Annotated in this window: 20 protein-coding genes; 9 read left to right on the top strand and 11 right to left on the bottom strand. The window is 33.2% G+C overall.

Translation table 11 applies throughout. From position 1 onward, the window contains the following. Positions 1 to 179: 179 nt before the first annotated feature. From Anndu_RS01140 to Anndu_RS01125, 4 genes are all read left to right on the top strand, one after another. The gene (locus tag Anndu_RS01140; protein WP_464102606.1) at positions 180 to 1,829 is read left to right on the top strand and encodes a D-Ala-D-Ala carboxypeptidase family metallohydrolase; all 1,650 of its coding nucleotides are present in this window, start codon (positions 180 to 182) and stop codon (positions 1,827 to 1,829) included. Positions 1,830 to 1,985: 156 nt separating this feature from the next. Continuing rightward, positions 1,986 to 2,612, top strand: coding sequence for a precorrin-8X methylmutase (locus Anndu_RS01135; RefSeq protein ID WP_464102605.1), 627 nt, complete (start codon positions 1,986 to 1,988; stop codon positions 2,610 to 2,612). Between the two features lie 189 nt (positions 2,613 to 2,801). Beyond that, positions 2,802 to 3,050 carry a 30S ribosomal protein S16 gene (gene rpsP / locus Anndu_RS01130; protein WP_464102604.1) on the top strand — a complete coding sequence of 83 codons (249 nt, stop codon included), beginning with the start codon at positions 2,802 to 2,804 and terminating at the stop codon, positions 3,048 to 3,050. Beyond that, positions 3,043 to 3,456, top strand: coding sequence for a KH domain-containing protein (locus Anndu_RS01125; RefSeq protein ID WP_464102603.1), 414 nt, complete (start codon positions 3,043 to 3,045; stop codon positions 3,454 to 3,456). Before rpsP ends, Anndu_RS01125 begins: the two co-directional genes overlap by 8 nt. 106 nt (positions 3,457 to 3,562) lie before the next feature. Here Anndu_RS01125 and Anndu_RS01120 read toward each other — a convergent pair whose 3' ends face one another. The 3 genes from Anndu_RS01120 to Anndu_RS01110 form a co-directional block, all read right to left on the bottom strand. Further along, positions 3,563 to 4,084: a photosystem I assembly protein Ycf3 gene (locus Anndu_RS01120; RefSeq protein WP_464102602.1), complete on the bottom strand. Its 522-nt coding sequence runs from the start codon at positions 4,082 to 4,084 to the stop codon at positions 3,563 to 3,565. Positions 4,085 to 4,503: 419 nt separating this feature from the next. Next, the gene (gene zds / locus Anndu_RS01115) at positions 4,504 to 5,919 is read right to left on the bottom strand and encodes a 9,9'-di-cis-zeta-carotene desaturase (protein WP_464102601.1); all 1,416 of its coding nucleotides are present in this window, start codon (positions 5,917 to 5,919) and stop codon (positions 4,504 to 4,506) included. Positions 5,920 to 6,086: 167 nt separating this feature from the next. After that, positions 6,087 to 6,932 (bottom strand): NAD-dependent epimerase/dehydratase family protein, encoded by an 846-nt coding sequence (locus Anndu_RS01110; RefSeq protein WP_464102600.1) that lies wholly within the window; start codon positions 6,930 to 6,932, stop codon positions 6,087 to 6,089. Between the two features lie 88 nt (positions 6,933 to 7,020). Here Anndu_RS01110 and Anndu_RS01105 point away from each other — a divergent pair, with 88 nt between their 5' ends. Both Anndu_RS01105 and Anndu_RS01100 read left to right on the top strand, forming a co-directional pair. Beyond that, positions 7,021 to 7,497 carry an MEKHLA domain-containing protein gene (locus tag Anndu_RS01105; protein WP_464102599.1) on the top strand — a complete coding sequence of 159 codons (477 nt, stop codon included), beginning with the start codon at positions 7,021 to 7,023 and terminating at the stop codon, positions 7,495 to 7,497. Positions 7,498 to 7,674: 177 nt separating this feature from the next. Further along, entirely contained in the window at positions 7,675 to 8,637 is a 963-nt protein-coding gene (locus Anndu_RS01100; RefSeq protein WP_464102598.1) for a GGDEF domain-containing response regulator, read from the top strand. A 65-nt stretch (positions 8,638 to 8,702) separates the two neighbouring features. Here the strand turns inward: Anndu_RS01100 and psaK are convergent, their stop codons facing one another. Then, positions 8,703 to 8,972: a photosystem I reaction center subunit PsaK gene (gene psaK / locus Anndu_RS01095; protein WP_464102597.1), complete on the bottom strand. Its 270-nt coding sequence runs from the start codon at positions 8,970 to 8,972 to the stop codon at positions 8,703 to 8,705. A gap of 270 nt (positions 8,973 to 9,242) precedes the next feature. Next, positions 9,243 to 10,703, bottom strand: coding sequence for a sensor histidine kinase (locus Anndu_RS01090; protein ID WP_464102596.1), 1,461 nt, complete (start codon positions 10,701 to 10,703; stop codon positions 9,243 to 9,245). A gap of 200 nt (positions 10,704 to 10,903) precedes the next feature. Here Anndu_RS01090 and Anndu_RS01085 point away from each other — a divergent pair, with 200 nt between their 5' ends. Next, complete coding sequence (locus Anndu_RS01085; protein WP_464102595.1) at positions 10,904 to 11,746, top strand: HIT family protein; 843 nt, start codon at positions 10,904 to 10,906, stop codon at positions 11,744 to 11,746. Between the two features lie 124 nt (positions 11,747 to 11,870). Here the strand turns inward: Anndu_RS01085 and Anndu_RS01080 are convergent, their stop codons facing one another. Both Anndu_RS01080 and Anndu_RS01075 read right to left on the bottom strand, forming a co-directional pair. Further along, entirely contained in the window at positions 11,871 to 12,539 is a 669-nt protein-coding gene (locus Anndu_RS01080) for an ImmA/IrrE family metallo-endopeptidase (protein ID WP_464102594.1), read from the bottom strand. Then, complete coding sequence (locus tag Anndu_RS01075) at positions 12,540 to 12,902, bottom strand: helix-turn-helix domain-containing protein (RefSeq protein WP_464102593.1); 363 nt, start codon at positions 12,900 to 12,902, stop codon at positions 12,540 to 12,542. 171 nt (positions 12,903 to 13,073) lie between these two features. Between Anndu_RS01075 and Anndu_RS01070 the strand changes: the two genes are divergently transcribed. After that, positions 13,074 to 14,057 carry a hypothetical protein gene (locus tag Anndu_RS01070; RefSeq protein WP_464102592.1) on the top strand — a complete coding sequence of 328 codons (984 nt, stop codon included), beginning with the start codon at positions 13,074 to 13,076 and terminating at the stop codon, positions 14,055 to 14,057. A 62-nt stretch (positions 14,058 to 14,119) separates the two neighbouring features. Continuing rightward, positions 14,120 to 15,247 (top strand): hypothetical protein, encoded by a 1,128-nt coding sequence (locus Anndu_RS01065; RefSeq protein ID WP_464102591.1) that lies wholly within the window; start codon positions 14,120 to 14,122, stop codon positions 15,245 to 15,247. A 31-nt stretch (positions 15,248 to 15,278) separates the two neighbouring features. Here Anndu_RS01065 and Anndu_RS01060 read toward each other — a convergent pair whose 3' ends face one another. The 4 genes from Anndu_RS01060 to Anndu_RS01045 form a co-directional block, all read right to left on the bottom strand. Then, positions 15,279 to 16,466, bottom strand: a complete 1,188-nt coding sequence (locus Anndu_RS01060; protein WP_464102590.1) for an S-layer homology domain-containing protein — start codon at positions 16,464 to 16,466, stop codon at positions 15,279 to 15,281. Positions 16,467 to 16,601: 135 nt separating this feature from the next. After that, complete coding sequence (locus Anndu_RS01055) at positions 16,602 to 17,228, bottom strand: Npun_F0813 family protein (protein WP_464102589.1); 627 nt, start codon at positions 17,226 to 17,228, stop codon at positions 16,602 to 16,604. Between the two features lie 287 nt (positions 17,229 to 17,515). Next, positions 17,516 to 18,244: an S-layer homology domain-containing protein gene (locus Anndu_RS01050; RefSeq protein WP_464102588.1), complete on the bottom strand. Its 729-nt coding sequence runs from the start codon at positions 18,242 to 18,244 to the stop codon at positions 17,516 to 17,518. 260 nt (positions 18,245 to 18,504) lie between these two features. Beyond that, positions 18,505 to 19,368 carry a hypothetical protein gene (locus Anndu_RS01045; protein ID WP_464102587.1) on the bottom strand — a complete coding sequence of 288 codons (864 nt, stop codon included), beginning with the start codon at positions 19,366 to 19,368 and terminating at the stop codon, positions 18,505 to 18,507. Positions 19,369 to 19,496 lie beyond the last annotated feature (128 nt).

Below are 19,496 nucleotides of genomic sequence, written 5' to 3'. Positions count from 1 at the left end.
CAAAGCTCCGAATTTACAATCAGATCAATGTTTTAAGAATCAAATTAATTGGTTGATTATCAAAACAAACTGAAAAATTGATCACAAAAAGGTTATGATGATTTTAAAATTTGACGTTGAAAACGCCCTGCCTTTGACGGGAGATGTAATTGTTAATTATCAATTATTAAATAACAGCCATGAGCTTATTAACACCTGATCAACGAAATGAATATTATTTATTAGAAGCAGAACGTCTGGGCATTCATAAGCCTATTTTAACTGCTCTTTATTTTGTGCATCAAAGTCCCTCTTTATCTGATGGGGAAAGGGGTTTAGGTCTTTTTCCTATTCATCAAGTGACGATTGATCAATTAAATACTTTTGCTGAACAGGTGCGATCTGGGGCTAATACGATTAATTTGATCATCGAACAATTAATTAATCAGGGCTGGAAAGCTGATGATCTGTGGGATTTAGAACGGGGGCGTTATACCGATCGCTTGATCGCCGTAATTGCTGATGGTTATACCCCCAATTTACAAGATCAAGGGGTAGCTTGGCTTAAATCTTGCGATCGTAAGTTATTATTAAAAGCTTACTTAACTGATTTAGAAAATGATTATCAAGACACTTCAGAAGTAACAAATTTTACTGAGTTAGATACAGCTTTATTAAATTTAGCAAACAAAATACCTTCTTATTATCTAGGTTTAAATCATCAAACAGAGGCTTTATTAGAATTAGTCAGAATTTGGCGTAAATTAAAAGATCATGACAGTGTAATTCAATCTTTTCAATCAGAAAGTAACAATCCTAATCAACCCTTAACCCCCCAAGAATTAGAACAAAATTTAAAAGATTTTGTGCAAAGAATTAATACTTTTTATGGGAGTTATCCCCATCAAAGACAGGCTTTAATCCGCTTAACTCAACTTTGGCGCAGACTAGCCACCCAAGAAGAAGCGATCGCATCCTTAAAACTCAACTCCTCTGCCCAAGAAGACTTATCATTTTTAGATCCGGCTTTAATCGCTTTTGTGCAAAGGATACCCAAATATTATGACGGTCTGGGAAGCCAAAGAAATGCCCTAGTAGAAGGGATTGCGTTATGGCGCAAACTAGACTCCCGTAGTGCGGTTTTAAATAGTTTAGGATTAAATCTTAATTTAATTAATCTGGAAAAAAACCCAGAAACCTTGAAAAAAGTCGCTTTACAAATAGATCAAGAATTAATTAATTTTATCAAACGAATACCTGGGGCTTACCAAGAAACACCACGACAAAGACAAGCCTTAATTCGCATAGTGCAATTATGGCGTAAATTTAAAACCTACAAAGAAACTTTAGAATCTTTAACTCAAGATCTCAAACAAATTGACAATGATCCCCTCGCCGATGAAATTAAACCCCTACCCCTAATCATTTTACCCCGTCCAGACAAATGGACTCCCTATAATCTTCAATTATCAGCTTCTATTATTCCCAATGGTAGTTTTACATGGGCAGAAGCCACCAAAGGGGGAACAAGAATGCCACCTAATCAAAGTACAGTTGATGCCATGATCAATATTGCTACCTTGGCACAAAAAGTAAGGGATCGCATTCAAAAACCTTTAATTATCACCAGTTGGTATCGGCCAGCCCAGATTAATCGAGCAGTGGGAGGGGCAAAAAATAGTCGTCATTTAATCGGCGATGCCATTGATTTTGTTTGTGAGAATCTTTCAGGAAATCAATTATATTGGGCTTTAGATCCTTGGTTTCCGGGGGGCTTAGGGCGTTATCGTAATTATCCTAATCTTTGTCATATTGATGCAAGGGGCTACCGCGCCCGATGGACAAATTAATGTTTTTGTCATTGATCACTGGTCACTACTTCCCTCTTTTTGATCAATCAAGAAGAAAAATAATCAAATCTTTTGTAAATTTTAAAGATAAAAGTAACCGATCAAGGTTATACTAAATTTGAATACAAAGGGGTGTGAAATTAAAGGTTAACTAGCATGGAATGGCATTTTACAGACGCTCAAAGCCTTGCAATCATTGATCAAGAAATCGGCTCTCATACTTTTTCTGCGGCCGAGTATGAGATTGTACGTCGAGTAATTTATGATACGGCTGATTTTGAATATAAATCTTTAATCGCTTTTTCGGAGCGATCTCTTCAAGCGGGGGCGGCGGCTTTAGCTTCGAGGACAACCATCGTGGTGGATGTGCCGATGGTACAAGTTGGCATTGTTCCTCAAATTCAAGGGACTTTTGCAAATCCCGTTTATTGTGGCATGGAAACCATCACTCGCCCTCAAAAGGAAAAAACCCAGACGGCTTGGGGTTTACAAACTTTAGCGAAACGCTATCCAGAAGCCATTTTTGTGATTGGACAATCCCAAACGGCTTTAACCGCTTTGGCAGAATTAATTGAAGCTCAAGAGGTCAGGCCGGCTTTGGTGGTGGGAACTCCGGCCGGATTTGTGGGGGCGGATGTGGCCAAAGCCCGTTTAAAAGATTCTTTAATTCCGAATATTTGTATTAATGGTCACAAAGGTAGTTCGGTGGTGGCGGTGGCAATCATTAACGGCTTAGTTGATTTAGCTTGGCAAGCCTATGGGCGCGATGGCAACGTGATTTAAACAGTGGGAAGTAGTGGCCACTCACCAGTTACCAGTAATTAATAATAAATAAATAATAAATGATCCCAAAATATGTTATAAAGGAAATTTGACTCTAAAGATTACAAAATAGGGTCAAAAACTGCGTCTTTTTAAGACGGCTTTATGCTAAACTTTATAATGACAAAAAGGAGTATTTTTTAAGATAATATGGTCAAACTAAGATTAAAACGGTTCGGTAAAAAAAGAGAAGTAAGCTACAGAATTGTAGCCATTAACAGTTCAGCCAGACGTGATGGTCGTCCCCTAGAAGAACTCGGTTTCTATAATCCTAGAACTGATGAAACTAGATTAAATGTTCCCGGATTGGTTAAACGTCTCAAAGAAGGCGCTCAACCCACTGATACAGTGCGTAGTATTTTAGAAAAAGCTAAAGTCTTTGAACAAGTAAATGCCTAGAATCAACTCTTTGTCAAGTTATCAATATAAAGCCAAGCCTGATTATCTCGGATTGGCGGATTTTCTCTTGAAACCTTTTTTAGAGTTCCCTGAGTCTCTCAGTTTAGACTGTGAACAGTTAAATAATAACCAAAGAGTTTGGATCAGAGCCGCTTTTGAGTCTTCGGATAAGGGACGAGTTTTTGGCAGAGGTGGCAGAAATATTCAAGCAATCCGTTCTGTGCTTTCTACGGCGGCTAAAATAGCTGGTCAGACTCTTTATTTAGAAGTCTATGGTGGGGATGATGAGATTGAGCATCATTCTTATTTGGCTAGAGAAGATGATAGTTTTAAAAGGGGCAGAAGAAGACACCGTACCCGTAGACCTTTGCCTTCTCGTCCTTCTTTAAGAACTCGTTTGAGGTAAATCAATTTTTAATTTTACGATTTCAAGTTTTGGATTTTTATTTTACGAACAATGACAAAACAAGTCCCCACTCTCCGCTCTGGTGTAGTGGGGATTAGTTTTTTGTTTAGAAAAAGACATCCATTTCGGATCTTCCCGTAATTTTGAGCCAATTCTGAGCTTCAATGTAATTATTGGGAGCAATTCTGATGGCTTGTTTCCAATATTCGGCGGCTCGATCGAAAAGGGCTTCTGATTCTTCTTCTTGGCCTTTTTCTTTGGCTTTTTCCCCTTGATAATGGTAAATAACGGCGATATTATTCAAGGCTTGGGGCATTTGGGGGTTAAGCTCGATCGCTTGATGATATAATTCTAAGGCTTTTTCTAAATCGCCATTAGAGGCATTAATTAAACCCATGTTATATAAAATATAGGATTTATCCGAGGGATCTTCTTCTAGTTTTAATGCTTCTTCATAGTTTTCCATGGCTTCGGCATATTCGCCTTCTCCTTGGGCTGACATTCCGTCTCGATAATAGGCAAAAGCTTCTTTTGATTTCTGATTAGTTGGTAGCATCTTAAGAATTAAGTCTGCCATAACGGTAAAAGATTTATCTATAAAATTATCGTTTTTCTGAGTGCGTGGCATAATTTTAATCTTTAAATTAGTTTGTAATTAATTAGTGATTTTTAGTGATCATAACATTATTAGTATGATTATACATTTTCTTTTTGGCGGAGGGTTTTTAAAATTAAATTTTGTGATCAATTTTTTAGCTTATTTTTACTATTAATAAATTAAAAAATATTAAAAAATAGATCATTTTTAACAAAAATTAGTTCAATTGATCGAGGGATTTTTATTTGGCATAAAATTGATTTGACATTGGAAAATTGTCAATTGTTAAACCATAGAATGTGGGTTAACTTTTAATAATTTACACTCTTTAAAATTGATTTGAAAGTTAACAGCGATCATTCGATCAATTGAACTAAGAATTATCTTTTATGCCCACTTTAAAAACTTTTTGTGTTCGAGGGTGGTTTTTTTATAATTAATAAAATCTATTAATTAAGAATAGCTTGAGCCGCTTTTTTGCCTGAAATAGTTGCACCTTCCATACTATCAATATAGTCTTGTTGGGTGTAACTTCCGGCTAGGAAAAAGTTAGTAATAGGGGTTTTTTGATTAGGGCGATAAACGTCCATTCCGGGGGCTTCTCTGTATAAAGATTGGGCTAATTTTACCACACTATACCATGTCATTTTTAATTCTTTTGATGATGGGAAAAGTTTATGAACTTGATCTAAAACATGATAAGCGATCGTTTCATTTTTCTCTTTAATAAATGGATCTCCGGGGGTTAAAACTAATTGTAATAATGAGCCTTGGCCTTCTTTATAATAATCGGCCGGGCTAGATAAAGCTAAATCGGAAAAACAAGAAAAATCTGCATCAGGAGTATATAATAAATTATCAATTCCTTCTGCTTGTTCTAATTGATTTCTTTTATGACTATCATGTAATTCTGTAACCCATCCATTAAATCTTAATTGTACAGTGGCCACTGGAACAGCATCTAATTTAAAAATATTATCAAATTCCTTCCATTTGCGCCACTGGTCAGGGATTAGGCGTTGGATCCCCGGAATATCACAGGCACAAACATAAGCATCTGCTGTTATTATTTCCTCGTTTTCTCCATTGGGAATTAATAAACCTGTTACCTTATTTTCATCAAATAAAATTTCTTTAACACGGCGGCGAGTATGAATTTTTGTACCTCGATCTTCTAGGTATTTAATAATAGGTTTATGTAAATATTCATGAGGCGAACCTTCTAACATTCTTAACACTGATGCTTCAGTTTTGGCCGCAAAAAATTGAAAAATTGTTAACATACAACGGGCGGAAATATTCTCAGTATTAATAAATCCTAAAGCGTAGGCGATGGGATCCCACATTTTTTTTAAACTGCCATCATTGCCACCATGAGAGCGAAACCAGTCGGCAAAACTAATTGAGTCTAATTCTCTAATATTTCGCATTGCTCCTTCAAAATCCACTAATCCCCTCACAATTGGACTTGTTCCTAATGCGAGGGAATTAGCGATTTTATCTACAACGGAAAGTTGAGAAGTGGTAAAAAATGCTTTTAAACCGTTAAAAGGAGCGCCTGTAATAAAGCGAAAATCAAGCTCTCCCACCCTAGCCCCTTCATTAATAAAAATGTGAGTATGCTCTTTTAAACGGAGATTATCAATTGCTCCTACTTTCCTCATTAACTCAAAAAGGTTATAATAACAGCCGAAAAAGACATGAAGCCCCATCTCAATGTGGTTGCCCTCATCATCTACCCAACTGCTGACTTTTCCGCCTACAAAGGGGCGAGATTCAAAAATTTCTACTTCATGGCCGGCATCTACCAGATCGATCGCTGTGGCCATTCCCGCTAAACCTGCCCCGACAATTGCAATTTTCATTACTTTAAAATTTCCTAGATGTAAAGAGTTTTTTACATATTTTAACAGAAAAGGGAGTTAGGGCATAAATTTCGGTAGAGGTGAACGGCCGTTCACCTCTAAATAGCAAAAATCTGGTAAGATTTGATTAAAAAAAATAATTTTTTTTCTGTTAAAAAAGACTAAAATTAAACCATAGTTTCAGGATATTTTAAAGTTAAACCTTCGGCTTTAATTTTTTGATTTGATAGCCTTACATTATGGGGATAGGGAACTTGAGAAGGGGAAGACCAATTAATTTTATTTAGGCCATGTTTTTGACAAAATTGATCTAATAAAATTCGTTTTTTTAAGGGAATATTATTGGCTAAATGGTAAATTCCTTGTAATTGTTTTAATCTGATTAATTCTAAAGTATTAACTATATCATCAAGGTGGATCCAATTACTATATTCTTCTCCATCCGTTTCTCTAGTTGTACCTTCCCAACTACGAAATATTTTTAATAATTCTCGATTGTTTCCATAAATTCCTGCTAATCTTAAAATACAAACTTTTAACTGATGATTAAAGTTAAATTGTCCATTTAAAGTTAATAATATTTCTTCGGTTTCTGCTAAGATTTTATTTCGATCATTATTGGGTTTAATTTCTACATTTTCATCAACCCAAACACCACCATGATCGCCAATTATACTAAAACTACTGGTATAAATAATCTGTTTAACAGAGGGGGTAAATTTAATAATTTCTTTTAAATTTTTAGCCGTGTGTAAATAGGTTTGTTGATAATTTTCAAGACTTCGACCACCCCTTGGACTAACCATTAATAAAATCACTTCTTGATCTTGAATAATATTTTTAAATTCTTCTAGGTTATTTGTATTAAAAATAACTGCTCTATTGGCAATTTTTTCTATTTCTGCTATTCTAGGGTGAGTTGTGGTTGTGGCGGTGACAAAATGTCCATCTTTTGTCCATTTTTCAGCGATTGCTTTGCCTACATAACCGCAACCAATAATCAGAATTTTCATAATTTTAATTATTAATTGATTAACTAATTTTTTGATTTATTGTTAAGTTATTTTTTTAAATTCTAACATAAACTTAAGTAAAAGTAAAATGAATAAGATCGAAATTTGGCAACAGCCAGAAATTATTAATTGGACACAAATTTTACTCAATAGTTATCAACAATTATTAGGTCAAAATTTAATAGAGCCAACTCTTTCCCAAGAGGAACAGGCCAAAACTTTATTTTTTGCGCCCTTTGTTGTTTTATCTCATGGAACACAGTCAGATCCTATTTATAATTATGGCAATCAAATTGCATTAGAATTATGGGAAAGAAATTGGGATGAATTAATTAAAATGCCCTCCCGACTTTCCGCCGAAAAAGTATTAAGAGAAGAACGTCAAACTTTATTAGATCAGGCTAATTCTCAAGGATTTATTACTAATTATCAAGGGATTCGTATTTCAAAAACAGGAAAAAGATATAAAATTAATGATGTTATTCTTTGGAATTTAACAGATCAAAATAATCAATATTGTGGTCAGGCCGCAACTTTTTCCCAATGGAATTTACTTAATGAATAAACTTTTGATCAGTTGACAGTAAAGATTATTGTCAACTGTCAACTGTTATTTTTGCTTAAATGATTTTGATTTAGACTATAATAAATAAACATAAAGAACCTGAAAAATTTTAATTTTTATATTAAAATGAAAATATTAAGTAAAAAGTTATTTTTCTAAGATGATATTTAAAGTATAATGAGATTATCGTTAAAACAAAAACCTGTTATTTTAGTAGTTGATGACATACAAGAAAATCTTTATTGTTTAGAAGAATTACTGCAAATTGAACAGTATAAAGTTTTATGTGCTTCTAGTGGAAAGGAAGCTTTAACTTTAATTGAAAAAGAAATACCTGATTTAATTTTAATGGATTTATTTATGCCAAAAATTAGCGGGATTGATGTATGTAAAACTTTAAAAAAGAATGCAAAATTTAAGGAAATACCGATTATTTTTTTAACGGCTAGTCATGATAATAATAACTTAATTTCTGCTTTTGATGCGGGGGCGGCTGATTATATTACAAAACCTTTTTATTTCCCTGAATTGTTCGCGCGTGTACGCACTCATTTAGATTTAAAATTAACAAGGGATCAATTGAAAAAAGCTTTAGAAGAACAACAAAAATTAACTCAAAAATTAGAAAAACTTGCTACAATTGACTTTTTAACGGAAATTCCTAATCGCCGTTATTTTCTTAATTTAGCTAATAAGGAATTACAAAGAACTCAGCGTTATGGTCAACAATTTTCTTTATTAATGTTAGACCTTGATTATTTTAAAATAATTAATGATACCTATGGCCATGCTATCGGTGATCAAGTATTAAAGAAAATGGCCAAAACTACAAATAATTGCTTAAGAAAAGTTGATATTTTTGGGCGTTTAGGTGGGGAAGAATTTGCAATTTTATTACCCCAAACTTGTCACCAACAAGCCAAGTTTGTAGCGGAAAGAATTAGAAACAAAATTGAACAAATTGCCCTTAATCTTAATGATATAATTGTTAAAGTTACTGTTAGTATTGGCATTACTATTTATCAAGAGGGTGATCTAAAAATTGAAGATGTTTTAAAACGTGCTGATCAGGCTTTATATCGAGCGAAAGCCCAAGGGCGCAATCGAGTTATTTTAGATCATGAATCGTTAATTAAATAATAAATATTAATCATAAATATTAAAATGTTTTGTGGAGACGCATGATAGTGCGTCTCCACAGGGTTTTATAATGCGCCCATACTAGCAAGGCCTAAAATCACACCTACACCAAGGATATGACCAAAACAAGTAGTGCCTAAGACAGCAGGAAGGCCGAAACCTCCAAACATAGCGGGAGAAGGCATTGCAGGGCCTTCGCTTGGTTTTTGAATGGAAGATTTACCAATGGCGATCGCAACAATATTACAAATGATCATCACAAAAGCAACTTTAGGACTCCATTCTAAAGTGGCGGGAACGCTAGAAACGGCGGCTAGTAAAGCAGTGTAAGTCAAAATTTTACTCCTTAATTTTTAAATAAAGATTTATTGTTATTGTTAAGGAATTTTTAGCAAATTTTGAGTAATTTTTCACAAGTTTGTTGCAATACTTAATATTTTGTTGAGGGATCAATTCTCAAATTATCCCTTAAAACCACCTTCTGTAAGGGTTTTTTGGGGTTTTGTTTAACTTGATCATCTTTTTGGGTAGGGGGTGAGGGCTTACAATTTTGATCCTGACGGTGAAAACACCCTGCTAAATTAGGAAAAAATGACCAAATTAAATTATTTAGAATTAATATTCATTAAGGGCAAAAAGATAGTAAAAATTTCTCCAAAATCGGGTTTTTGACGTACAATTAATTTACCCCCTAAGGCTTGAAATAAATTTTTTGTGACATCAATATTTAAAGTTAAACTTCCAGTTTCAGGTTGAAACATTAAAAGATTTCCTAAAGATTTTAAAGGATTATTTTCATAGATAGATTGGGATAACATTTGTAATTTTAGTTGATTTCCGGCGGTAGAAATTTGTACTTTAATATGTCCCCCAATGGGTGCGCTACGGGTAAATTTTTCCATTAAACCTGTTAAAATTTGATCTAACATTGCCGGATCACTAACAATTGTTGGTAAATGTTTTGGTAAGATTACATCTAATAAAACATTCCTTCTTTGTGCTTGTTTTTTCCAACGGGGAATACTTTGTTGAAAAACCTGTTCTAAAGAAATTGGTGTTAAACTAACTTTTTGATTTGTTGAGGGTTTACTTTTAAATTCAGCGGCCTTAAAAATCAGTTCCATTCTGTTAATTTGTTCGCTACATTCTTGATCAATTACTTCTAAATGTTTTAATACTTTTTCGTTTAAATCTTTTCTTTTTAATAATAATTTGGTTAAGGTGCGAATAGTAGTTAAAGGTGTGCGAATTTCATGGGTTAAGGCTTGTAATAATTCTAAATCTGAGTGTTGTTCGGGTTTTTGTGACGTTTCTGAGGTAGATAAAACCTCATTTTTTTTCAAAATTGTATCTGTTTGTGACTCGATAATAGTTTTCTCTGCTAAAGGCTCAGAATGGGGTAAAAATTGGAGTAAATAACGAGTAAATTCTGTTACAATGCGATAATCAGGAATGGGGGGCATTAATTGGCTGATTCCTTCCTCTAATTGGCTTAATTGGGGATGGCGGGTAAAAACTAAGCGCGATCGTAAAATTTCCCATGCTTTACTTAATAATTCAGGATCGAAGGAAAAATAAAACTGAGGCTGATCCTGCTCATTAACTCCTAATACCATTAATAAGCCAAAATAGGGGGTAAAAATTAAGCTGAATTGTTCTTGAGCAAGGGGATCCGTAGGGAATAAAGGTAATTGGGTAATTTGGGGGAAAGGGGAATTAGCCTCACAATGAAGGGAAGCAGGTAATTGAAAGGGAAATGAAGGGAAATATTGACAAGCTTCAGGAGTAAAAATACCTGTTTTAATCTGATTAATTAAGATTTCATTACTGAGGATAGGAGCAGGACTAGATAAAATTAAACCTTGAAAAATAGAAGGATTAAGATTTGTTATTTTTAATAAAAGTTGTTCTAAGGCTGAAATTCCTGCAAACCATTCTCCCATTGCTTTAATATTGCCATTGGTGATCGCCTTGGTTTCATCAGGAGGACAATAAGAGGAAAAACCAAGGTTTTGAGAATAATGAAATAAATGGCCAAGATTTTGCAGTAATAAATTTTGTTTCATCTTAATTAAAAGTTATTAAAAATAAAGGAAAAGGATCACCAATAGACTTTTTGCACAAGTCATAAGTCAGAAAAATTCTTATTTTAATCCTATCTTAATCAAGATCATAAGTTAAATCTTTATAACCGAACTAACTTATTCGCAATTTCCGACTTTTGTGTTAATTTAGCATAAATGAATAATTTAGGATCAATTGTTTGATGAAACAACAAAATCAATATAGTCATTTAACGGCGATCGAGCGTGAATTTTTATCATTTCCTGCTCAATTTTTATTGCAGAAAAATTATTTAAAAGGCCATATTTTAGATTTTGGTTGTGGCCTAGGCACTGATGTTAAATTCTTGCGTCAAAAAGGATATAAAATTAAAGGTTATGATCCTTTTTATTATCCTAATTTTCCCCAACAAAAATTTGATACAATTCTTTGTTTTTATGTGTTAAATGTATTATTTTCTCAAGAACAAATGGAAGTTTTAATGAATGTTTCTTATTTATTAAACTTAGGGGGTAAAGCCTATTTTGCAGTAAGGAGAGATTTAAAAAAAGAGGGTTTTAGAGAACATTATATTCATAAAAAACCGACTTATCAATGTTTAGTAAAATTGCCTTTTAAGTCTATTTACTTGGATGAATCCTGTGAAATTTATGAATATACCCATTATAATTGGCAAAGAAATGTTAATCATCGCTGTTTATTTTGTAACCCTAGTAAAAATTTAAAATTAATCACAGAATCTACTAATTGTTATGCAATTTTTGACGGTTATCCTATTAATAAAGGTCATGCTTTAGTTATTCCTAAACATCACATTAGTAACTATTTTGAATTACCATTTTCAGAACAATCTGCTTGTTGGTTAATGGTGAATAAAGTACAGGAAATTCTAACTAAAGAATTTAAACCGGACGGTTTTAATGTGGGAATAAATATCAATCAAGCTGGAGGTCAAAAAATGAAGCATACTAATATACATATTATTCCTAGATATTTAGGTGATACTAATAATAAAAGTGGGATGAGAACTATTATTAATAAATAAGTCTAAATTAGGTTTTTTCAATGTCTAAAATGCCCTAGCCCCCTTTAGGGGTGAGTCCATAAAATTTAATACTATAGCCGTCATAAATTGAGTATTAAAAAACAATTTATTGACTTTAAATTGTTTAAAATTTAACTCGCTCAGTGCTACAAATACAGCTAGGAATTGATTTTCCGTAACTAATTTGACGAGTTTTTTGATTAATATTAATCCAGCCTAAATTTTTAAGTCTATGGGTTAAATTAGAAATTGTTACACCAAATTTTTCCGCTATTTTATATAAGTTTTTCCACTGAGTTAAATCGTAATTTTTAACAGATTCAATTAAAATAAATTGGGGCATTAAAAGACAACTGGCAAAATATTGCGCCTGCCATTCAATTCCCTCAAGTTGATCTTCACTGCGACATAAAAGGGGCGGAATTTGTAAATTTATCCCTTTATTGAGGATTCTGAGGGTACGCTCTACTTGTTCTTGATCAATATGTAAGACCCAATGGCCTATTTCATGGGCAATTGTTGATTCCCCTAACCCTTGTTTTAAGTGAGGTATATCTTCATTAATTTCAATTAATTTTTCTAATGGCAAAATTCGGGCGGCAATTATTCCTTGATGATCTGAGGGAATTTGATCCCAAACTACATCTAAATCAAGAAATTCAGCGACACGGGAGGCATCTAGGGGAAAAGTTGGGTAATAATGAGGGTTATTTTCCATTTGTTTTAAAATAGTTAGGGCTTTTCCCTCTATTTCTAAAGGGGAAATATATCGCAAAGGTTTAAAAATATTCATTTAAGTTTCCACCTCCATGACTTCTTGTAAAACTTTTGTCGCCCATTCGGGATTTTCTCTCATTCGCCGAAAAAGGCTAGGCATGGCTTTATAATTTTGTTTGAGAACGTCCTCCTCTTGTTGGGGAATGCGCCCTGATAAATAAATTAATTCCTCTTGATTTAACTCTAAATGAAGGGCTAATTCCCTGATCACTTCTTCTTTCGGAGCGTATTTAGCCCGATCATTTTCGAGTTTTGAGAGGTAAGTAAAATCTACTTTTAAAAGACTTGCTAGTTGGGTTTGGGATAGGCCTTTTGCTTTTCTGGCTTGGCGGATCAATGTGCCAAAACTGGCTGTCTGATTGGTTTTTTGATTGATCATTATTTTCTGCTCCTCTAATTTGAATAAAAAATCAATAAAACTCTTGACGAAAAAATCAACTATAAGGTAGTATAACAGAAAAGTTGATCATTTAGTCAATGGTAATTAGTGATCGCTGAAAATTGGTCAATTTTTTGTTTGATTTAATTTTAATTAAAAGGAGAAATTGTTATGGCTACGGATTTACAAAAAGAAACAAAAGAAGAAATTATGGCTTCTTTTCAACGGCTTTTAACTCAATATCAAAAGGCTGAAATTAAAGTTGAAACGAAGGAGGAACAGGCTGAAAAGGAGAAGAATCAAGAATTATTAAAAGTTGCTTCCACTTATACGGTTGATAATATTGTTAATGGGATGGCTTCTTTGCAGTTAGATTTTGGGAATATTATTCAATCTTTGGAGGAGAAATTATTATCTGAATCCCATAAATTGGAGAGGTTAAAAAAGGCAATTACGGTTGAAAGTTCTAATTTAGAACAGTTACAAAAGATTCGTTTAGTTGCGGATGCTTTATATATTTTGCGTCAAGAATATCAGGAAAAAATCCGTCTTTTAGAACAGAAAACTAATCAAGAACAAGAAGCTTTAGAAAAACAGATTACTCTTAGTAAAAAACAATGGCAAAAAGAGGAGCAAGATTTTGAAGCTAAAGTTAAAGAAACGGCTGAGTTAATTGCTAAACAAAGGGCTAAACAAGAGGATGATTATAAATATCAATTAGAGCGTGATTGTAAGATTGAAACTGATGAATATGAAGAAACTAAGCGCTTACAAGAAAGGGAATTAACAGAAGAAAATCAGGATAGGGAAAAAGATTGGAAAACGAGAGAAAAGTTTTTGGCTGATCATCAAAAAGAGTTTTCAGAAAATAAGAAAAAAGTGGAAACTTTTGAGGAAACTTTGAAACAGGAATATACAAAAGCGAAAGGTGAGGCGATTAAGGAAGCGGAAAAAGAAGCTAAAGTTAAAATGGATTTAATTGAAAAAGAATGGCAATCTACTCAACAGGGTTATGAGTTAAAATTGGAAGCTTTAAATGCTATAATTGCTAAACAAATTGAACAAATTGAGGGTTTAACTGCTCAGTTACAAGAGGCGGCTAATCAGGCTCGAACTTTGGCGACTAAAGCGTTTGAAAATCCTAATAATAATTAATTTGTTATTGGTTATTTGTTAATTTATTAGTTGTTAAATTATTAATTTTTAGGAGTTTAAATATGGCTAAAAATATTAATTCTAAAAGTACAAAAGCTGATATTTTAGAGGCTTTGGAAGAATTAAAACAAGAAAAGTTAACTTTAGAAAATGAGGTTAAAAAGTTAAGTAAAAGTAAGGTTGAAGCTTCGGCTTCTGTGGTGACTTCTGCTCCTGTATCCGTATCGCCTCAACCTGCTGTTATTAAATCTGAATCTACTAAATCATCTCAAACTTTTGCTATGAATAATTTACAGTTAAATATGGAACAAACGATTAAAAATCTTGAAAATTTACAGGTTAATTTTGGTAGTGCGGTTGGTAATTTATCGGAACAATTAATTACTGAAGCGACTAAATTACAGGATTTACAAAAGTCTTTGGCTGAGGTAAAGGAACAGTTAATTACTTTACATGAATTGGCAGAAATTGAAGAAGATACTTTAGATAATTTAATTCAATCTTATCAAGAAAATTCTAAGACTTTTAGTGAGGAATTGGAGGAAAAAAGGGAAACTTTAGAACAACAAATTCAAGATTTAGAAAAACAATGGCAAAAGGAACAGGAAATTTATTTGAGGGAATTAAAAGAACGGAATGAAAATTATTTGAAACTTCAACAAAGGGATGAGGAAGAATATAATTATAATTTTGAATTAGCGAGAAATTTGGAGAAGGAAAAATATCAACAACAGAAGAAACAATTGTTTCAAGAATTAGATGAAATTAGAGAAAAACAAGAAAAACAATGGGAAGAAAGGGAAGAAAATCTTGCTAAATTAGAGGGCGAATATTATGAGGTTAAGGTAAAAGTTGAAGGTTTTGAAAAAGAGTTAAAAGAAAATATTGAACGTGGTCAAAAAGAGGGTAAAAATATTGGTAGTTATCAGGCAAAAGTAAGGGCTGATTTAAGGGAAAAAGAAATTGAAGGTGAGAAGAAAAATTATGAATTGCGCATTCAATCTTTGGAGCAAACAATTAATAATAATAATGACCGTATTCATAGTTTAACGACTCAATTAGATTCTGCTTTAAAACAGGTTCAAGATCTAGCTGTTAAGGCGATCGAGGGTACATCTAATCGTAATTCTTTTGAAGCAATGAAACAGATTGCTTTAGAACAGGCGAAAAATTTACCTAAGAATAAATAAATAAGAATAAATAAAATTAAGGTCTATTTTCTTAAGGATTTCTTGTTAGAAAATCCTTAAGAGAAAGACCTTGATTTTCATTACCAAAATACCATAAACAAGCTACTGCCTCGGCACGGGTTACGGGTTTTTGAGGTTGAAAAAGTTGAGTAAAACTCAAAATTCTTTTAAGATTAGAATGTTTTTGATTTTGAAAATCAGCATATAAAGTATTAAAAATTTGGGGATTAATTTTATTACTATCTTGAAAACCCCAACTCGTTTCAATCATTTTTAAATCAGCTTTTGGTAGGGCTTGACGTTGATCAAAAGGCACTTTCCATAAGATTAATTCTTCCCTTGTTAAAGGCTGATCAGGATTAAATAAATCAGGTTGATTTTTGTCAGTTAAAGGGGAAAAAATAATCCCTGTTTCTGCTAAAGCTTGAATATATTTAAAATCAGGATCACTGGGTAAAATATCCCGAAAAGCCACTTCGGTAGATTGATTATTTAATCTAATTTGTTTACTGGGATCATCACCATAAATTTTATTATTAGTTTCCACTAACCATCTGACAAAATCACGTTTTTTGATCGGCTCATTAGGGTTAAATTTACGATCTTTAATCTCATTTTCTGTCAAAATTCCTAATTGATTAAAGTCGTTAATATATTCTTGAAAATTAGCCGGAAGATCTTTTAAATCCTCAAAAATTTGAGCCTGATTAGAATTATTATGAGTGGGTGTAATCGTGGGATTAGGGGTTATTGGCTCAGTAACATTAGGGGTTGGAGTAACCCTAACAGACGGCTTTGGTTCGGGAGAATTTTCAGAAATAATTGAATTATTTTGAGCTAAATTAATTCCCTGACTTCTATATTCTAAAACTAATTGAGGAGGATTATTACTATTAATTAATACTTTAATTTCAACATTATCTTTTTGAGCGATTAAAAGATTTCTATTAACATCAGCCTTGCCACTATTAAAAGGGGTAAGAATCTGCCATTTTTCTTGTTTTAATTGATTCTGATAATCCCTTTTGACTATTTCTTGATCTTGATTAATTTCCCAGACAATTTTAATGAATTTCCCATAATGACCCATTGATAATTTAATCAATTTAGCCTGAGGATATTGGGGAATATTAGAAGGAATTTCCACATTAATTTGAGCAGGACTTAACGCAGTTTCAATGGGTTGATTATGCTGACAAGCATAAAGAAATAACCCCAAAAATATCATTAATATTAACTTTAAATAATGATTAAATAATTTTAATTTTAACATTTGTTATTCGTTATTTATTATTCGTTATTTATTATTCGTTATTTGTGATCGATCAAAATCAATGACAAATCACAAAAATATTTAATTCCAACGCCACATTTTTCCTAAAGGAGATTGTTGTAACCATTGTTTAAAATAAGTTTGATCAGCCTCCGGTAAATCCTGTAAAATTTCACTAACACCCTCAGCAAAATTTTCATTACCAAAATAGCTTTTCCCAATGCGGTAAAGTTCCTGTAATAAAGTAATTAAATGATGTTCTTCCCAAGCCGGAATTTTATTAGAATTAAGAGGATCATCCATTAACAACTTTTGAACATCTTTAGGCGTTTCCCCTTCAGGAAAATGCCATTGTTGAAAAACCTTTCCTATATCCTGTTCAAATAGTTTGGCCTGTCTAGCACCTAAGAGATCCTCAACCTCAAAATAAACAGTTTGTAATAGTAAAATACAAGCTTTCGTAAAAGGAATACCCTTTTTATCGGCAATGCCATCATTCCCAATATCTTCTTTGCGGATTCGTCCCCAAATACTATACCTTTCCGGCTCTTCCAGTAAAATACAAAATTTACCTTGATTATCAGTCAAATCCTGCCAAAAAGTTTTGGCCTCATCTTTTTGATTAGCCGCAAAAACACTGATCAGACGGTAAATCTGATCTTGATAGTTTAGAATGGGAATTTGTTGATCTCGGGTTGGATGTTTCATAGTAGATATTTCAACATCCTGCCGTTTTAAAATAAACATCCGTCTTTCTCCTGAGACTTTGCACACTAATCTTAAGGGCTATTTAACCTCTACCATCCTTTTACCGACTAGGTTAACAACACAATAAAGATTAGGCTCTAGTTATTGTTAACAAAGTTAGTTTTTTTTCTGGTTTTGATCTGTTAGTACAAAGTATAAATAAAATCATAACTTATTCAACAATGGTAAACATATCATAGTTATTGATTTTAACCCTGATCATCTGACAAATCAAACTTAATTAATGATCATTGTTCTTCCACTATATATTCCGATGGTACAACCGCCGTAGTTTTTAAAGCCTGACATAAAAAAGCGGCGATTTCAGCCCTAGTAGCAGGTTGATTCGGACGAAAAAGACGAACATCAGGATAATTAACGATTAAACCATCATTAATCGTATTAAGCACATCTTGCCTCCCATACACAGGTATTTCATTAGCATCATTAAAATATTCTTGTAAATCTTCTAAAATTCTCATTTGCTCCTGTCTTTGAGCTTGTTGTTCTAAAATCGTTGGTTGCCCTTGAGATTCGGGTATTTCGGGAATAGTTGATAAATAGCCTAAGCCTGACATTAAAGACAACACCACTTCTAAACGGGAAATCGGTTGAAAAGGTGCAAAAATATTCCCCGGATAACCTATCATAAAACCCGTTAACCACGCCTCTCTGATGGAAGCATTACCCCAATAGGTTTCGGGTAAATCTATAAAATTAAAAGTTTCCTCACTCCTTTTGATGGGAGTATTGGGAAAAGCCTCAATGATCATGGCCGCATAATCACCACGATTCATCGGTAAATTAGGCTGAAATAAACCATAACTATATTCTCCCATAATTTGACGTTGGGCTAATTGTTCAATACACGGTTGCGCCCAATGGCCTTGCACATCAGCAAAGGCAGGGGGTAAAGCCTTGGCCTGTTTTAAAGGGTTAATAAAGCCTAATAGCCCAACAGATAAAATTTTGAACAAATTAGGCCAAGATGGGCTTAGTTTTGTGATTTGGTGCGATAATTGCATAATTCAATCTTTAATCCCATTGATAAAAAAATTCGATTATGTCTTGATCATAATTTATTTTGATAGTATTGTAAAAATACAATTTCTAATTCAATTTATTGAAGATTTTTTGTTAAAAATTAAATTAATTCTCCGTCCAATTAATTAATATAATTAATCAATATTTATACTTATTACTTATTATTTATTAATCAACTTCTACCACAAATTAATTAAACCTGTGGGGGAGCGGGGGGAGTTTCTGCATTAGTGGTAGAACTAGGATTTTCTACCCTTTTAACCACTTCAATGCCAAACTGCTCTAAAACAACCACTGGAGTGCCACGTTGTTGACCTTCAATTCTTTTAACTAAAACCTGTCCATCTGAAATATATTCCCCAACTTGAACATAACGGCTAAAGGGTTCATTAGGCGCTTGTAAAATAATTTTAGTTTGAGAACCAATCGTAATCATACCAGTAACCTGTACCGCTCTAGCTAAAGACGGCTCAGGTAAAGCCGGAAGTTGAGGTTTAAAAACTAAAGGAGGAATTGTAGGAATATTACTAGGTAAATTAGAATTATTAGAATTATTATTTGTATTATTACTAAGAGGATTTTTCGTAAGATTGGCCGCTAGAGAAGGTTTTTTAATATTTGGGTTAGAACTGTTACTAAGGGATGGGGGAGTTGGTACGTTGGGAACGGAAGAAACGGCCGAGACGGTATTAGAACCGCCGACTGGAGCATTATTGGCAGTTTTAAGTTCTTCTAATTTAATTTCAGGATTAACTGCAATCTTGTCCGGTTTTGGCACTAAAATAAAAGGATTAGATGATCCTTTAGGCACTAATCTCACCCTTGCATCAGGATCAGTCGCAGGTGTTAAAATCGCCAAAGGTGAAACCGATGGTTTAGTTGGTTTGGAAAAAGGAGGAGTAGGGTTAGGGTTGGGGGGAGCAGTTTGAGCCGTTTCTGGAGGGTTTTCGGGGGTGGCCGTCTTGTCGTCTCCATCACCTTGAAACAAGGAACAACCCCCCACCATTGAGGTTATTAATGCGATCGCAATAAATTTTATTTTTTTAGGTGTGATCATAACTTATCAAAGTTTATTTTTAATAAATATTAATTAACAACAATAATATAATTATCTTTTAATTCTATTCTAACTTTTCCTTCTTATTTTTTAAGATTAAAATTCCACTGGGAATCTAAAATTAAAAA

Source organism: Annamia dubia NIES-4383 (genome assembly GCF_055394725.1).
This window is presented reverse-complemented; position numbering and strand designations above follow the sequence as displayed.

Excerpts from the sequence above, each read along its gene's own strand:
- Anndu_RS01140 (WP_464102606.1), top strand. The coding sequence starts at position 180 with ATGAGCTTATTAACACCTGATCAACGAAATGAATATTATTTATTAGAA.
- Anndu_RS01135 (WP_464102605.1), top strand. The coding sequence starts at position 1,986 with ATGGAATGGCATTTTACAGACGCTCAAAGCCTTGCAATCATTGATCAA.
- rpsP (WP_464102604.1), top strand. The coding sequence starts at position 2,802 with ATGGTCAAACTAAGATTAAAACGGTTCGGTAAAAAAAGAGAAGTAAGC.
- Anndu_RS01125 (WP_464102603.1), top strand. The coding sequence starts at position 3,043 with ATGCCTAGAATCAACTCTTTGTCAAGTTATCAATATAAAGCCAAGCCT.
- Anndu_RS01120 (WP_464102602.1), bottom strand. The coding sequence starts at position 4,084 with ATGCCACGCACTCAGAAAAACGATAATTTTATAGATAAATCTTTTACC.
- zds (WP_464102601.1), bottom strand. The coding sequence starts at position 5,919 with ATGAAAATTGCAATTGTCGGGGCAGGTTTAGCGGGAATGGCCACAGCG.
- Anndu_RS01110 (WP_464102600.1), bottom strand. The coding sequence starts at position 6,932 with ATGAAAATTCTGATTATTGGTTGCGGTTATGTAGGCAAAGCAATCGCT.
- Anndu_RS01105 (WP_464102599.1), top strand. The coding sequence starts at position 7,021 with ATGAATAAGATCGAAATTTGGCAACAGCCAGAAATTATTAATTGGACA.
- Anndu_RS01100 (WP_464102598.1), top strand. The coding sequence starts at position 7,675 with ATGAGATTATCGTTAAAACAAAAACCTGTTATTTTAGTAGTTGATGAC.
- Anndu_RS01090 (WP_464102596.1), bottom strand. The coding sequence starts at position 10,703 with ATGAAACAAAATTTATTACTGCAAAATCTTGGCCATTTATTTCATTAT.
- Anndu_RS01085 (WP_464102595.1), top strand. The coding sequence starts at position 10,904 with ATGAAACAACAAAATCAATATAGTCATTTAACGGCGATCGAGCGTGAA.
- Anndu_RS01080 (WP_464102594.1), bottom strand. The coding sequence starts at position 12,539 with ATGAATATTTTTAAACCTTTGCGATATATTTCCCCTTTAGAAATAGAG.
- Anndu_RS01075 (WP_464102593.1), bottom strand. The coding sequence starts at position 12,902 with ATGATCAATCAAAAAACCAATCAGACAGCCAGTTTTGGCACATTGATC.
- Anndu_RS01070 (WP_464102592.1), top strand. The coding sequence starts at position 13,074 with ATGGCTACGGATTTACAAAAAGAAACAAAAGAAGAAATTATGGCTTCT.
- Anndu_RS01065 (WP_464102591.1), top strand. The coding sequence starts at position 14,120 with ATGGCTAAAAATATTAATTCTAAAAGTACAAAAGCTGATATTTTAGAG.
- Anndu_RS01055 (WP_464102589.1), bottom strand. The coding sequence starts at position 17,228 with ATGAAACATCCAACCCGAGATCAACAAATTCCCATTCTAAACTATCAA.
- Anndu_RS01045 (WP_464102587.1), bottom strand. The coding sequence starts at position 19,368 with ATGATCACACCTAAAAAAATAAAATTTATTGCGATCGCATTAATAACC.